Origin of the sequence: Acidovorax sp. JG5, from assembly GCF_017939685.1 — a bacterium.
Taxonomy (GTDB): domain Bacteria; phylum Pseudomonadota; class Gammaproteobacteria; order Burkholderiales; family Burkholderiaceae_C; genus Acidovorax.
Genome location: NZ_JAGKSE010000005.1, coordinates 111,057 through 123,934, shown reverse-complemented (window position 1 = coordinate 123,934; position 12,878 = coordinate 111,057). Strand labels below are relative to the sequence as shown.

The 12,878-nt window shown below is 66.5% G+C and carries 17 protein-coding genes; all 17 read left to right on the top strand.

What is annotated here, in order from left to right; genetic code table 11:
* The first annotated feature begins 12 nt into the window (after nt 1-12).
* The 17 genes from J8G26_RS08245 (at nt 13) to J8G26_RS08165 (ending at nt 12,820) form a co-directional block, all read left to right on the top strand.
* Complete coding sequence (locus J8G26_RS08245; protein ID WP_020651215.1) at nt 13-573, top strand: DUF2857 domain-containing protein; 561 nt, start codon at nt 13-15, stop codon at nt 571-573.
* A gap of 2 nt (nt 574-575) precedes the next feature.
* Entirely contained in the window at nt 576-1,775 is a 1,200-nt protein-coding gene (locus J8G26_RS08240; protein WP_210568567.1) for an STY4528 family pathogenicity island replication protein, read from the top strand.
* Between the two features lie 131 nt (nt 1,776-1,906).
* Complete coding sequence (locus J8G26_RS08235; RefSeq protein WP_009618210.1) at nt 1,907-2,206, top strand: type II toxin-antitoxin system RelB/DinJ family antitoxin; 300 nt, start codon at nt 1,907-1,909, stop codon at nt 2,204-2,206.
* Nucleotides 2,193-2,480: a type II toxin-antitoxin system RelE/ParE family toxin gene (locus J8G26_RS08230; RefSeq protein ID WP_020651212.1), complete on the top strand. Its 288-nt coding sequence runs from the start codon at nt 2,193-2,195 to the stop codon at nt 2,478-2,480. Before J8G26_RS08235 ends, J8G26_RS08230 begins: the two co-directional genes overlap by 14 nt.
* 28 nt (nt 2,481-2,508) lie before the next feature.
* The gene (locus J8G26_RS08225) at nt 2,509-2,700 is read left to right on the top strand and encodes a hypothetical protein (protein ID WP_068636810.1); all 192 of its coding nucleotides are present in this window, start codon (nt 2,509-2,511) and stop codon (nt 2,698-2,700) included.
* 123 nt (nt 2,701-2,823) lie between these two features.
* Nucleotides 2,824-3,600 (top strand): PFL_4669 family integrating conjugative element protein, encoded by a 777-nt coding sequence (locus J8G26_RS08220; RefSeq protein ID WP_210568616.1) that lies wholly within the window; start codon nt 2,824-2,826, stop codon nt 3,598-3,600.
* The gene (locus J8G26_RS08215; protein WP_210568566.1) at nt 3,597-4,136 is read left to right on the top strand and encodes a DUF3158 family protein; all 540 of its coding nucleotides are present in this window, start codon (nt 3,597-3,599) and stop codon (nt 4,134-4,136) included. The genes J8G26_RS08220 and J8G26_RS08215 overlap by 4 nt, the downstream gene beginning before the upstream one ends.
* On the top strand, nt 4,133-4,516 hold the full coding sequence (locus J8G26_RS08210; RefSeq protein ID WP_004362284.1) for a single-stranded DNA-binding protein: 384 nt from the start codon (nt 4,133-4,135) through the stop codon (nt 4,514-4,516). Before J8G26_RS08215 ends, J8G26_RS08210 begins: the two co-directional genes overlap by 4 nt.
* Nucleotides 4,517-4,811: 295 nt before the next feature.
* On the top strand, nt 4,812-6,842 hold the full coding sequence (locus J8G26_RS08205) for a DNA topoisomerase III (RefSeq protein ID WP_210568565.1): 2,031 nt from the start codon (nt 4,812-4,814) through the stop codon (nt 6,840-6,842).
* Between the two features lie 805 nt (nt 6,843-7,647).
* Nucleotides 7,648-7,899 (top strand): hypothetical protein, encoded by a 252-nt coding sequence (locus tag J8G26_RS08200; protein ID WP_026353305.1) that lies wholly within the window; start codon nt 7,648-7,650, stop codon nt 7,897-7,899.
* A gap of 24 nt (nt 7,900-7,923) precedes the next feature.
* Nucleotides 7,924-8,316 (top strand): hypothetical protein, encoded by a 393-nt coding sequence (locus tag J8G26_RS08195; protein ID WP_210568564.1) that lies wholly within the window; start codon nt 7,924-7,926, stop codon nt 8,314-8,316.
* 250 nt (nt 8,317-8,566) lie between these two features.
* Nucleotides 8,567-9,283, top strand: a complete 717-nt coding sequence (locus J8G26_RS08190) for an ABC transporter substrate-binding protein (RefSeq protein ID WP_210568563.1) — start codon at nt 8,567-8,569, stop codon at nt 9,281-9,283.
* 290 nt (nt 9,284-9,573) lie between these two features.
* A complete protein-coding gene (locus J8G26_RS08185; RefSeq protein ID WP_210568562.1) occupies nt 9,574-10,371 on the top strand; it encodes a GTPase in 798 nt (265 codons plus the stop codon).
* Between the two features lie 65 nt (nt 10,372-10,436).
* Complete coding sequence (locus J8G26_RS08180; RefSeq protein WP_210568561.1) at nt 10,437-10,802, top strand: DUF3085 domain-containing protein; 366 nt, start codon at nt 10,437-10,439, stop codon at nt 10,800-10,802.
* A 344-nt stretch (nt 10,803-11,146) separates the two neighbouring features.
* Nucleotides 11,147-11,698, top strand: coding sequence for an STY4534 family ICE replication protein (locus J8G26_RS08175; RefSeq protein ID WP_210568560.1), 552 nt, complete (start codon nt 11,147-11,149; stop codon nt 11,696-11,698).
* Nucleotides 11,699-11,753: 55 nt separating this feature from the next.
* On the top strand, nt 11,754-12,365 hold the full coding sequence (locus J8G26_RS08170; RefSeq protein WP_210568559.1) for a DUF3275 family protein: 612 nt from the start codon (nt 11,754-11,756) through the stop codon (nt 12,363-12,365).
* A gap of 89 nt (nt 12,366-12,454) precedes the next feature.
* Complete coding sequence (locus J8G26_RS08165; protein ID WP_210568558.1) at nt 12,455-12,820, top strand: hypothetical protein; 366 nt, start codon at nt 12,455-12,457, stop codon at nt 12,818-12,820.
* The last annotated feature ends 58 nt before the right edge of the window (nt 12,821-12,878 follow it).

The following is a 12,878-nucleotide window of genomic DNA, read 5'->3' as shown; positions in this document are numbered from 1 at the left end:
GGAGGCTCCCGCATGTCGGCACCGCACCCACTCAACCAGGCCGTGATCGCCCAGGCCCTGCATGACCTGCGCAACGGCCAGTTGCGCCGCTGCAAGGCCATGGGCTTCGGCGAGGAGGAACTGGATGCGCTGAAGCACCCCGAACTCGTGAGCATGCTGGTGAATGCCACGGTGTCGTGGTGTTCGGTGTCGGTGAACCGGGAAGTGTTGAAGCGGCTGCTTAGCCAGGTGCACGACGTGGAGCGGGAGATCGCTACGGTGGACCGCATGCTGCGCCTGGGGGCGAGCACGGAGATGGTCAGCAAGTTCTACGGCCTCACGCATCAGGAAGTGGCGCTGCGCCGCGACATCCTCGGGCTGCCCAAGCGCAAGGGCCGGCATCCGGTGCTCGACGAGGCGCAGGACGTGGCCTTGTGGGAACGCTGGAAGGCCGGCGTCGCCGAGCGCCATGTCGCCCTGACCGACGACATGGCGATGCTGGCACTGACCATGGACCTGGCCGAGGCCATGAGCCTGCCTATGTCGGTGATCTGGTCGGCGATACGGAACTGGATCGACCAGGGGCTGGTGTAGCCATGGCCACGTCCGGCACACCACGGCGCGAAGGTCCCGTTGCGCTGTCGGCGGTGTTCGACGAGGCGCTGCGGCACCTTGGGCCGCAGGAACCGGCACAGGGCACCGCGCCGGCCGCCGACGGGTTCCTCTACAGCGGCAACCGCCATGAGAGCGTGCCGCGCCGACTGTTCCTCGACCGGCGCCTGACCCCGCTGGAGCGCAACGCCTGGCAGGTGTTCCGCCTGCAGCTCAACGACGACGGCGTGACCGCCTTTCCCACCTACGACCAATTGCGCCCCTACCTGGCCTCGATGCCCTGCGGGGCGCAAGCCTCGCACGAAACCGTGGCGCGCGCCCTGACGCTGCTGCGGCTGACGCGCTGGCTGAGCCTGGTGCGACGACGGCGCGACCCGAAGACCGGCCGCATCCAAGGCAACCTCTACGTGCTGCACGACGAACCGCTGTCGCCCTTCGAGGCGATGCAACTTGATGCCGACTACCTCGGACTGGTCAGCCAGGCGCTCACGCACGCGGCGAAGGCGGTGCAGATCGTGGGCATGAACACGCTCAAGGAGATTGCCGAAGACCCGCTGCTCAGCGGCCGCACGCTGCCGACCCGCCTGCAGGTGCTGGCGCAGCGCATGGCGCTGCATGGATGGACGACGCCAGGTTATCCACAGGAGGGTGCGGACCACGAATCCGAAGAAGGCCAGGAAGCCCTTCTTCGGAATGCTGCGCGCCCGTCTTCGGAATCCGAAGCAGGGCCGAAACCCGCGCCGGATAGCTCTCTTCGGATTCCGAAGGAGGACCGTACAGTACGTAATGATCGTATAAATGAAGTACGTACAGTACCAGTACCGCGCGCGAGGGCCTTGCAGAACCTGCGGCTGCCAGACCGCTTCCAGCGTTTGAAGCACGAGCAGCAGTCCGGCGCGCTGGTGGCCTTGCGGCAGGTGGACGAAGCCCAGCGGCAGGCGGTGCTGGACGAATGGGAGGCGCGCTGCTGCAACAGCTCGGTGCGCAACCCGGCTGGCTACCTGTTCGGCATCATCCAGAAGGCGATCCGTGGGGAGTTCAAGGCCTGGGCGGGCGACAGCGCCACGGTGTCGCCTGCTTCCCGTCCACCCGCGCCGGCACCGGCGCCATCGGCACCGCCGGTATCCCCCGAAGTGGCGCGCGCCCACCTGGCGCGGCTGCGGGCGGCCCTGCGCGACCCGTGACCGGCCGAGCTATCCCCAGGGGATAGCCGGGACAGGGAGCCTTCTGGCGGGCAGTCGGCCCGGCCCTGGCTCTTGCGCGAGTCTCAATTGAGATACAAAATACAGCCTGATGCACAAACAGGAGAGCCGAGATGGCCGCACAGACTTCGATGCTGCATATCCGAGTGGACGACAAGCTCAAGGCCGATGCCGCCGAGAAGCTCGCCGGGGTCGGCCTCACGGTTTCGGATGCCGTGCGCATCCTGCTGACCCGCGTGGTCAAGGAAGGCGCGCTGCCGGCTGGCCTCACGGCCGACCCGGAGGCCTACGATGCTTGGTTCCGGGCGAAGGTCCAGGAGGCGCTGGCCGACACACGGCCGCCGGTGCCGCACCAGCAGGTCATGGACGAGGCGCAGGCCCTGATCGACAGGAAGCGGCGTGCGCGTACTTGAGTGGCGGCAAGCTGCCCGCGCCGACCTGCTGGCGATTGTTGACTACATCTCGGACGACAACCCCGATGCCGCGCAGCGGTTGAAGGACGATATCGAGGCCAAGGCCGCAAAGCTGCCGGAGCGCCCGAAGCTCTACCGGCCTGGCCGCGTGGCCGGCACGCGGGAGATGGTCGTGCGTGCGAACTACGTGGTGGTCTACATGGAGGACACCCGCGCGGTGTCCATCCTGCGCGTGTTGCACGCCGCGCAGCAGTGGCCGCCGGCACGGGAGTGAAGGCGGTTTTCCTTACTGGAGATTCACCATGAATGCCAAGGAGCCTGACGCAGCCAAACTCAAGGCGCTGCAGGAAGCAGCTTGCATGGGCTGGGCCGACATCGCCGTCGGCCGCCATGCCGATGTCGCCGACGGCCAACTCGAAGGTTTCATTGCACAGTTGGGACAGCAAGCGGCGCTTGCCGTCGCTACCCGCCGCGAGGCTATCCCCAGGGGATAGCTGGGACAGCCAGCCTTCCCGCCACGGAGCAACCGGGCGCAAGCCGATTGCGGTTTGTTGACTGACGGTCTTCCGGTCGGTGCCGATGCTGGCGACTCTTTCCCTTACCGCGAGTCGTCACCCATGGCCTATGAACCCATGCAATTGAATCTCGGGTCGCTGCGCAGCGCGATGTCGCTGACGCTGCACACGCACCACGCCTCCCGCATCTGGCATGGCCGCGCACCTTCAGAAGGACGCGCCGGCATCATCGGCCTCAACGGCTTCATCAGCGCGATGAACAAGATGAAGCGCGGCGCCGAGCAGGACGATCCGTACTCCGATTTCTGGATGCTGCGTATCGAAGACAAGCTGGAGCAGACCAAGAGCACGCTGCAGGCGCTGCGCGAACAGGTGGATCAGGCCTTGGCCGACGTGCCAGCGGCGCTGTCTCTGGGCGAGAACATGAACGTGCAGCCGGTGAAGCTGCCGCTGTTCGTGAATGCCCAGCTCGGCTTCATGGCGGTGTATTTGCTGGCCGACTACGACGACCTGGCACGCAAACTCATCCTGGCGCACCACACGGCGCTGATCGACCGCAGCACCTTGGAGCGCTGGCTCAATGACGGCGCGCACGCGCTGCGCAGCCTGTTCTCGCTGGCCCAGCAATACCGCTACTCGGGCACGACGCGCGACGACTTCGCTGCGAAGAACGCCGCGGCGCGAGCGGCGCTGGAGAAGTTCGGCGAGTTGCCGCAGGACGTGCTGGAAGGCACGCGCCGCTCGCGCTTCGCGCCACCCATCGCACGGCGGGCGAACCGGCCCGGTGCGCCGGCTGCGGCGCCTGCCGCCGATACGGTGAAGCTTGCACCGAAAGATGGCGCACCCGATGGGGCACCAGACGAGGATGCCACGACATGACGGCATTGACCCCTTCCGCGCACTTCGTTTCGCTGGAACAGACGGACTTCCGGCGGCTGGAACATGCGACCTACCTAAAAGGCCTTTTACAGCCCTTTAAGGGTAAGGGGAGTCTGGAGACCTGGGCCAGCCAGTGCGCAGCGCTGCGCGACGACCTGATTGGCCTGGCGCAGCGGCGCGTGCTGCCCCAGGCGCGCGCCTACCCCTTCAGCCTGCTCCACGTGCAACTGGCCCAGCAGGCCACTGGCGCAGGGACGACCTTCCTGCGCTGGCGCAACCTCGACCGTTCCTCCATGGGCGTGGCGTTGTGGGAGGCCCTGCTGGCCAACCCAGCGACGCCGGCATCGCTGATCGACGAGCTGTACGCGATCGAACTGCAGCGCATCGTGCTGAACATGCAGATCAGCCTGACCCACAGCATCGCTCGCCAAGCCCAGGAATGCGCGAACAAGGCCGCGCAGGCCGAAGCGGCTTACCTGCGGCGCGTCCACGGGCATACCGCGTCCGTTCCACCCACCACCAAGGAGTCACCATGAGCACGCACTTCGTCGGCGAGGGCAACATCGGTTCTGCGCCGGACTACCGCGAATTTCCGAACGGCAACGACGAGCCACGCCGGCTGCTTCGCCTGAACGTCTATTTCGACAACCCGATCCCGAAGAAGGACGGCGAGTACGAAGATCGCGGCGGCTTCTGGGCGCCCGTGGAGCTGTGGCACCGCGACGCCGAGCACTGGAAGACGCTGTACCAGAAAGGTATGCGGGTGCTGGTCGAGGGCCGCACCGTGCGCGACGAATGGGAGGACGCCGACGAGAACGAGCGGGTGACCTTCAAGGTCGAGGCCCGGCGCGTGGGCATCCTGCCGTACCGCATCGAGTCGGTGGCGCTGAGCGCCAAGCCAGCCGGCGGACAGTAGCTCGCCAATCGTCGCCGCCCCCGAGGGCGGCTGTAGCAACCGTCATGCGCCCGCGATGCACCAGCGAGCTATCCCCAGGGGATAGCTCCAAGTTAGTCCACGGCGTTCCAGCCGCCCTCCCGAAACGACGCTCTTGCTGTGCCAGCTCCTGCGGTCTATGCGCACCGCTGCGGCAACGGATCGCCTGCCGATCACAAAGCGGCGTCTGCATCAATCGGCTTCCTTGCTGCCGGCATCTCCTGGCCCTGCCAAGCTGGCGCTCATCCGATGAACCGCACATTTCCAAGGAGGCTTCATGCGCGTGTTCCTGTGCGAGAAGCCGTCCCAGGGCAAGGACATCGCCCGTGTGCTGGGCGCTGGCCAACGCGGCAACGGCTGCTACAGCGGTGCGGGTGTCGTCGTGACCTGGTGCATCGGTCATCTGGTGGAGGCAGTTCCACCCGAAGGCTACGGCGAGCAATACAAGCGCTGGACCATCGAGCAACTGCCCATTCTTCCTGAGCGTTGGCGTGTCGAGCCCAAGGCGGCGACCGCAGCGCAATTCAAGGTCGTGCAGCAGCTCGTCGCCAAGGCGCGCGAGCTGGTGATTGCGACCGACGCCGACCGTGAGGGCGAGATGATCGCCCGCGAGATCATCGACCTGTGCGGCTACCGCGGGCCGATTCAGCGCCTGTGGCTGTCGGCGCTCAACGATGCGTCGATCCGCAAAGCGCTGGGTGCGCTCAAGCCGTCCGCCGAGACGCTGTCGCTGTATTTCTCGGCACTCGCCCGATCGCGCGCCGACTGGCTGATCGGGATGAACCTGAGCCGCTTGTTCACACTGCTGGGGCGCCAGGCCGGCTATACCGGCGTGCTGTCGGTGGGGCGCGTGCAGACGCCGACGCTGAAGTTGGTCGTCGATCGCGATCGCGAGATCGCGCGATTCGTCTCCGTGCCGTATTGGGCCGTGGGCGTGCTGCTATCCCATGCCGGCCAGTCCTTCACCGCGAGCTGGATACCGCCCGAAGGCAGCACGGATGCAGCGGGTCGCTGCCTTCAGCAGCCGGTGGCGCAGCAGGCTGCGGATCGCATTCGCGTGGCACGCGATGCGCAGGTCGTGTCGGTGGACACCGAGCGCGTGCGCGAGGTACCGCCGCTGCCGTTCGACCTGGGCACGCTGCAGGAGGTGTGCTCCAAGCAGTTGGGCCTCGACGTGCAGGAGACGCTGGACATTGCCCAGACGCTGTACGAGACGTACAAGGCGACAACGTATCCGCGCTCGGATTCGGGCTACCTGCCCGAGAGCATGCTGGCCGAGGTGCCGACCGTGCTCGAAAGTCTGGTCAAGACCGACCCCAGCCTGCGGCCGCTGATCGAGCGCCTGGATCGCCAACAGCGTTCGCGAGCGTGGAACGACGGCAAGGTCACGGCGCACCACGGCATCATTCCCACGCTGGAGCCCGCGAACCTCTCGGCGATGAGCGACAAGGAGCTGACCGTCTACCGGCTTATCCGCGCCCACTACCTCGCGCAGTTCCTGCCGCATCACGAGTTCGACCGGACGGTGGCGCAGCTCACGTGCGGCGGGCAGTCGCTGGTGGCAGTCGGCAAGCGGATCGCGATGGCCGGATGGCGCCAGGTGCTGGCGGCGCCGGCCGTTGACGACACGGACCGGGACGATGCGCAGCACAGCCAAGTGTTGCCGCCGTTGAAGGCTGGCGATGCCTGTCAAGTCGGCCAGGTCGAGCTGAAGGCATTGAAGACGCTTCCGCCCAAGCCCTACACGCAGGGCGAGCTGGTCAAGGCCATGAAGGGCGTCGCCAAGCTCGTGACCGACCCGCGCCTGAAGCAGAAGCTGAAGGACACCACCGGCATCGGCACCGAGGCGACACGCGGCAACATCATCAGCGGGCTGCTGGCCCGCGGCTATCTCTTGAAGAAAGGCCGCGCCATCCGCGCATCGGATGCGGCCTTCACGTTGATCGACGCCGTGCCGGCCGCTATCGCCGACCCGGGGACTACGGCGGTGTGGGAGCAGGCACTGGACATGATCGAGGCCGGCCAGATGACGTTGGACACCTTCATCGCCAAGCAATCGAGTTGGGTCGCCCAGATCGTGCAGCAGTACCGCGGCGCGACCCTCGACTTCAAGCTGCCGCCCGCGCCGAACTGCCCGCAGTGCGGCGCACCGATGCACCAGCGCAGCGGCAAGATCGGCGCGTTCTGGTCGTGCAGCCATTACCCGGACTGCAAGGGTACACAGCCGGTCGAAGATGCCCCGGCAAACAAGCGCCGCGCATCTGGCCGCACCTCCAGCACACCGCGGCGGCGCCCCAGGGCGAACTGACGCCCACGTCTCCCGCTGCCACGCCGGCTCCTGCCGACGGCGTGGCAAACCTCCCGCGCCCCGCGGGACTCCCCAGCGCGCGTTCCCTTCTGCAACGGTGTGCGCGTCCTGCACAGGCCTCACGGCTGGCAGGGCGAGAAGGTCATTGTTCCGTCGAACCGCGCGCAACGCGGTTCCGTTGATCCAGGTTGTTCCGTCCATCCACGAGCGGTCTCCTGACGCCTTGGCCCGCATGGCTGCGAGGTGCCAGGAGACCGCTTGTGGTCGACGGTATTCGGTGCCGGTGCCCGCCGGCGAAACAACGGGTTCCCTTTGTGTGTGGATGCACGCCAGAGGATGCCGGCCCCAGCCACGAAACGGGCCGGGTGAGATTGCTGACGCGGCGAATGGCTTTGACGACGGCCTGGCCTGCTTGCAGCCCACAGGTGGATTGATTCTTCTCCAGCCGAAGCCCTACGGGGCTTCGGCGCCTTTGTCGTGGGCGGACAGATCGTGCACTGCTGCTGCCGGCAGTGCTCGGGCCAAACCGGACGGCGGGCGGTTCCGTTTGATCGGCGACGGTGCGCCGCCGCGCTTCCATCCTTCCCGCATGTGTCGCTGACGGTCGTCAGCACCATGCCCTGGCAGCTCCGGTCTTCAAGGCTGCAACGCGCCTCGCCGCGTTGACCGATCCAGTCCGCCTCGCACCGACCACCGCGGACGCGCGTCGCCACGACGCGGGTGCTTTCGATGTTCAACCTTTCGGGAGGTCTCCGCTCCCGACAGGGCGTGGTGCTCCCGGTCTTCAACCACCAGGAGAAACCATATGTCCCTCGCGTTCGCATCGGCACCTTTGAGTGCTGAACAGGCCCGCGCCGAATCCATCGGCTACCAGGCCCTGGCCTACGTTGGCAAGCGCCTGCCCCTGCAGGTGCTCTGCAGCGCAGCCGGCCACTACATCGGCACCGCCGATGCGGATGGTCCCGTCTCGCGCGAGTCGGTCAGCTTCTTCCGCTCGCACCACGCTGCCGAGCACGCCCTGCAAACGGGCCGCTGGCAGCAGCGCCTCCACCCGTGAATCCCATCATCAGGAGCCCCCGTCATGAACCGTGCTCTGCCTCAAGAGGTACTTGATCAGATCAAGCTGGAAAACCAGCACTTCGCCGCCGCGCCCCAAGCCTTCTTCGAGGCCTGGAAGCGCGGCGCGCAGATCGCCGGCCACGAGTGGTTCGGCGACGGCACACGCGAAGGTCTGCAGCGTGCCACCACCAAGTGGGACCTGCGGCCCAACATGCTGATGCTCAACGACGCCCTGGGCGTGCTGAGCAGCGGTCAACGCATGTTCCTGTCCGCGATGGTGAGCTTCTACAACTCCCGCGAGGGCGGCGCGATGCTCAAGCGTTGCGGCTTCGAGGGGCTGTCCGACTTCGGCGGCCTCGATCTGGAACGGCGCCAGGTCATCGCTGACCTCACGCTGAACTACAACGGCTGGTGAGCCGCGCTTGGCAACCCACCGTCCTTTCATCCCACCCCACGAGGGACATGCGTCCCCGTTCGGGGCCATGTCCCTCCTTCTTTTCGCAGGAGCGGCCATGTCCCGAATCACCATCTTCCACTGACCTGCACCGCCCGCCACCAGGGCGGCCCGACGCCGCGGCCGGCTGACCGGTTGCCGCTTCATCCACTCGCTGGGGTTCAATCCCCGGCAGGGGATTGCCTCGGCCATCCTCTGCTGGAGGAATCCCATGTCTCATTCCAAAAACCCCTTCGTCCGCGGCTACGATGGCCTGTCCGTGCAGCGGCTGCTGGCGATTTCCTACGACGACGACTGCCCGCTGAGCTATCTGCCGCTGCACGTCTCGCAGTCGCACCTGCCAGACAGCCAGGTCGAGCGCCATGCCTGCGTCTTCTGCGACGACTTCGCGCTGATCACCGAGGGCCAGAACGTGCCGCCCGAGCTGGACGCGCAGTGCCCCAGCCACGGTATCGCCCGAAACCTCGTCTACGCCGTCATGGCCGAGGAAGCCGGCCAGCCGCTACACGTCGGCGATAGCTACTCCGAGGAAGCCGCGCGCGAGGTGGTGCGGCGCCTGCGCTTCGAGACCGGCTTCTACAGCCGAGCCTGGGAAATCAGCTCGGCGCACATCACCGAGGAGGCCGGCCGCTATCTGGCCAACCTGGCCGACATCGCCACGCCGAGCGGTTTTCTGTTCGTCGCCTTCCGCATCCCGTACAGCCCCGCGATCGGCGTGAAGCTGATCGCCACGCCCTGGACGGATGCGAACCTGCAGCATGTCGAGGGCATCACCGCCGAAGAGCTGCGGCAGGAGCACCGGGCCAAGGGCATGCCGGAGTCCCTCGTCGAGGTGCTCCACCTAGCCGCGCTCGCCGACGTGCGGCTGCTGATCTTCGATGCCGACGCGCCCGTGCTGGACGGACTGACGCTCTACGACGACGAGTAACCCGCAACCCATTCGAGCCCCCACGTCGGGGCTCTTCTTTTTCGCGGAACGCGGTGCCGGCGCATTGCCGATTCACGGCGGACGGCCGCCGCCATGTGCCGCACGCTGGCCGCATGTTCGCTGGCGTTGCCGGCAGCATGCCCAGGCAGTCGAGACCTTCGAGACTGCGGCGCGGTTCGCCGTGCTGGTTGCTTCGTTCTTCGGGCGCACCCGCGTCCATCCACCTCACCCTCAAGGGACCGACCTCCCTTGCGGGCGGGAGTCCCTTGGTTGCCACAAGGAGTCTCCCCATGGATACCCAAGCCATCCGCGCACAGATGCCGAAGCTCGTTGTCGGTCATGTGCCTTCCAACGTCCGTTCGTTCAAGTTCAACATCTTCGACGGTCAGCCCAAGATTTCGACGCTGGGCTTTCACATCGACCCGAAGCCTTTCGAGGGCAAGGTCATTGCCACCACTGACGAGGCCATCGTCGTCAAGACGGGACGGGCCGAGTTCGCGGTTCTCGATCGCACGCTCGTGACCGAAGTGCCCGACGAGGGCGCCAAGGTGCAGGTCGAACCCTATGTCAGACGCCGCTTCGACGGTCAGCGGGCGGACACGCCCGAGGAGCAGACCGAGTTCACCGCCGACGGCCAGCCCTACACGGTGAAGCGGTTCGTGCTCGGGTCCGCACCGGCGAAGCTGCCGATTCCCGAGCCGCGCTGCCCCGAGCTGCAGGAGCTGGTCGAGCAACTGGAGCAGTTGCCCGCTCCCGACGGTTTCCGGCGCATCACCCACATGCTGGTGGATGCAGGTGCGCGGGACATCACCTGGGTCGATCCGCTGCCCGCCGACATCATCCGCACGCCACCGGCCATCGGCTTCACCGTCGCCACGATGAAGTTCCAGGGTCGCGTCACCGTGCTGTATGAGCGTGGCCTCGACCTCTACGCGGTGGAGCTGTACCGCGACGGCGAGCTGGTCGAACGGGTCGATGAGGTGTTCTTCGACACCCTCGGCGAGACGCTGGAACGGCTGATCGACGACGGGAGTTGGAGGCGCATCCGCGTGCAGTGCCTGTCGGGTCGCAAGGCTGTCCGGCACTGACCTTCATACGGCCTCCCGTCCTCTCGGCGGGAGGCCCTTCATTCCTTTCCCTGGAGACCACACCCATGACTGTTCGATTCAAAGGCACGGAACTGCGGCCCGTGCTCGCCGAAGCGGTGGCGAATCAATGCCGCGTCATCCTGGTCAAGGATCAGGGCGTGTACTTCCTGACCGAGCGCGGCGAGCGCCGACCCGATGGTCGCCAGAAGACCATCGCCTACGCCGCCGGCTGCAACCCGGATGTCGATGCCTTCGACGACTGGTGGGAACTGGCGCGTACCGAGTTCGGCGGCGATGACTTCGGCGAATTCTTCGATCCGCAGGAGGGCGTGTTTGCGCGCATCCTGCGCAGCGAGAACGACCTCGACGTGTCCGCCACCACGACACACCTGTCGCTGCAGGCGGTTCCTCCCACGCCCAGCGGCAACTGACCGCCCATCCCTGGCCCCCGCTCCGGGGGCCTCTTTCTTCCAGGCAATGCGGACAGCCGCGAGTGCCGATTGCCGCTCGCCTGCGCGCCGTCCCGGCGCCACGCTTCCGGCCATGTTCCGCTGACGTCCGTCAGCGACATGCCCAGGCAGCCACGATCTTCAAGGCTGCGACGCGGTTCCGACCGCGTTGATCACACCAGTTCGCACCGGCATCCATGCGCGAACGGCCATCGGTTCTCGATGGCGATGCCACCAAGCTGTTCCATCAACCCACGCGGGGGTTCCACACCTTCCCCGCCTGGGTCGGGTGTGTCTCCGCCTCTTTGTTCTTCAGGAGATTCACCATGACCACTTCTAACGAAAAATCCTACTTCGATCTGCACATCACTGGCCTCGGGTACCTCAATCGCATCCGCGAAGTGAAGCCCAAGAAAGGCGATGCGTTCCTGGCCTGCGACATCGCAGCCCTGAACGGTCCCAGCGACGACGTCTCGTATGTGCGCTTCGACACGCGCGTATCGGGTTCGGAAGCGCAGCACCTGGTGCGCCGCTGCATTCAGGCGGTCGACGCCGAGAAGAAGGTGATGATCGGCTTCCGCATGGGCGACCTGTGGACCGACACCTTCACCTACTCCAAGGGCAAGCGTGCCGGCGAGCAGGGGGTGAGCCTCAAGGCCCGCCTGCTGTTCGTCAGCTGGATCAAGGTCGACGGCAAGCTCGTCTACAAGGCCGAGCCCAAGCCGACCGAGACCGACGAGCGGGACCCGAAAGTCCCTGTGACGTCCGACGCGCCCGCTGCGCAGCAAGCCTCGGCACCGGAGCCTTCGGAGCCCGTCGCCGATGCTGCCGACGGCGCAGCAGATGCCCCCGCATTGGCCGTTGCCGAGTCGTTCTGATCCGCAAGGCCCCATCCCCGGGGCCTTGTCTTCTCTTCGTCAGCAGGAGACCTTCATGATCACCATCCCCGGCCAACTGGCCATCAAGACCATCCACGGCAGGAACGGCGACTTCAACGTCGGCCGCCTCGCGACCTCGATCGGCGAGTTCGTCGTGAAGAACGCCGAACTCGATCAGTACCGGGAGGGCAAGTACGACGGTGATTTCGCCATCGTCGAGATTCGCCCCTCCACGTACAACGCCAACGGCCGCATGGTCATCGAGATCCGCGCCCATCTGGGCGGGATGACGCTGTCCAACATCGACGCCCTGAGCCGCGACGACGCCCGCCGGCTGAGTCCGCAGGAAGTCGATCCGATCGACGAGGAAGCGCAGGCGCCCGCGCCGGCATCGCCCCCGGCCAAGCCGAAGGCGAAGCCGCGCAGTCCGCGCGATCCCCTGGTCGATACCACGCCGTTCGGCAGCGAACCGGCTCCCGTGTCCGCTGCGGCCTCGGCCGAGGCAGACGACGCGGCGCTGTTCGGTGTCTTGTGGCCTCTGGGCGAGACCGTGAAGCTCGATGCGACCGTGGATCGTCGTGTGCTGCGTCAGCAGCGCGACCGTCTCGACAAGCTGGGCTACGAGTTCGCTCCGTTGTCCCAGGACTGGCACCTAAAGGCTGCCTGATCCATCCGCCGCCTTGCGCGGCATTCCGCCACCCGCCGGGGTTCTCCCCCGACGGGGAGGGCTCCGGCCTTTTCTTCAAGGAGATCCTCATGGGCTGGACCTTCGTTCGTCAGACGCGCGATCAGTTGATCCGCGAGCTGCTCGCTCCGCAGGCGTCCGAACGCGCTTGCTGCGAAATCATCGACCACACGCTGGACGGCGACGTTCTGTGGACCGTGGTTCGCGTCACCGCCAGGCAGGCGGGCGTCATGGGCCTCGCGGCCGGTGAGTCCGTCTGCTACATCGGCTGCCATCTGCTGGAAAGTTCGGGCGGCGATTGGGGCTACAAGTCCCTCGATGAGTCCGTGCATCCGTACTACTACTCGTGCCCGCTGCGCTATCTCGACATGGCGCCGGTGCAAAGCCCCGAGTGGCGCGAGCGGGTTCACCGCTTCCACGCGGGGTGCGCTGTCTAGCGGCACGCATCTTCCTTCACCCAACCGGGGCGAGCACGGCCCCGCGGGCTGTGGTTGC

What these genes read in the sequence shown, in the direction of transcription:
- J8G26_RS08245 (WP_020651215.1), top strand. Translation starts at nt 13, where the DNA reads ATGTCGGCACCGCACCCACTCAACCAGGCCGTGATCGCCCAGGCCCTG.
- J8G26_RS08240 (WP_210568567.1), top strand. Translation starts at nt 576, where the DNA reads ATGGCCACGTCCGGCACACCACGGCGCGAAGGTCCCGTTGCGCTGTCG.
- J8G26_RS08235 (WP_009618210.1), top strand. Translation starts at nt 1,907, where the DNA reads ATGGCCGCACAGACTTCGATGCTGCATATCCGAGTGGACGACAAGCTC.
- J8G26_RS08225 (WP_068636810.1), top strand. Translation starts at nt 2,509, where the DNA reads ATGAATGCCAAGGAGCCTGACGCAGCCAAACTCAAGGCGCTGCAGGAA.
- J8G26_RS08220 (WP_210568616.1), top strand. Translation starts at nt 2,824, where the DNA reads ATGGCCTATGAACCCATGCAATTGAATCTCGGGTCGCTGCGCAGCGCG.
- J8G26_RS08215 (WP_210568566.1), top strand. Translation starts at nt 3,597, where the DNA reads ATGACGGCATTGACCCCTTCCGCGCACTTCGTTTCGCTGGAACAGACG.
- J8G26_RS08210 (WP_004362284.1), top strand. Translation starts at nt 4,133, where the DNA reads ATGAGCACGCACTTCGTCGGCGAGGGCAACATCGGTTCTGCGCCGGAC.
- J8G26_RS08205 (WP_210568565.1), top strand. Translation starts at nt 4,812, where the DNA reads ATGCGCGTGTTCCTGTGCGAGAAGCCGTCCCAGGGCAAGGACATCGCC.
- J8G26_RS08200 (WP_026353305.1), top strand. Translation starts at nt 7,648, where the DNA reads ATGTCCCTCGCGTTCGCATCGGCACCTTTGAGTGCTGAACAGGCCCGC.
- J8G26_RS08195 (WP_210568564.1), top strand. Translation starts at nt 7,924, where the DNA reads ATGAACCGTGCTCTGCCTCAAGAGGTACTTGATCAGATCAAGCTGGAA.
- J8G26_RS08190 (WP_210568563.1), top strand. Translation starts at nt 8,567, where the DNA reads ATGTCTCATTCCAAAAACCCCTTCGTCCGCGGCTACGATGGCCTGTCC.
- J8G26_RS08185 (WP_210568562.1), top strand. Translation starts at nt 9,574, where the DNA reads ATGGATACCCAAGCCATCCGCGCACAGATGCCGAAGCTCGTTGTCGGT.
- J8G26_RS08180 (WP_210568561.1), top strand. Translation starts at nt 10,437, where the DNA reads ATGACTGTTCGATTCAAAGGCACGGAACTGCGGCCCGTGCTCGCCGAA.
- J8G26_RS08175 (WP_210568560.1), top strand. Translation starts at nt 11,147, where the DNA reads ATGACCACTTCTAACGAAAAATCCTACTTCGATCTGCACATCACTGGC.
- J8G26_RS08170 (WP_210568559.1), top strand. Translation starts at nt 11,754, where the DNA reads ATGATCACCATCCCCGGCCAACTGGCCATCAAGACCATCCACGGCAGG.
- J8G26_RS08165 (WP_210568558.1), top strand. Translation starts at nt 12,455, where the DNA reads ATGGGCTGGACCTTCGTTCGTCAGACGCGCGATCAGTTGATCCGCGAG.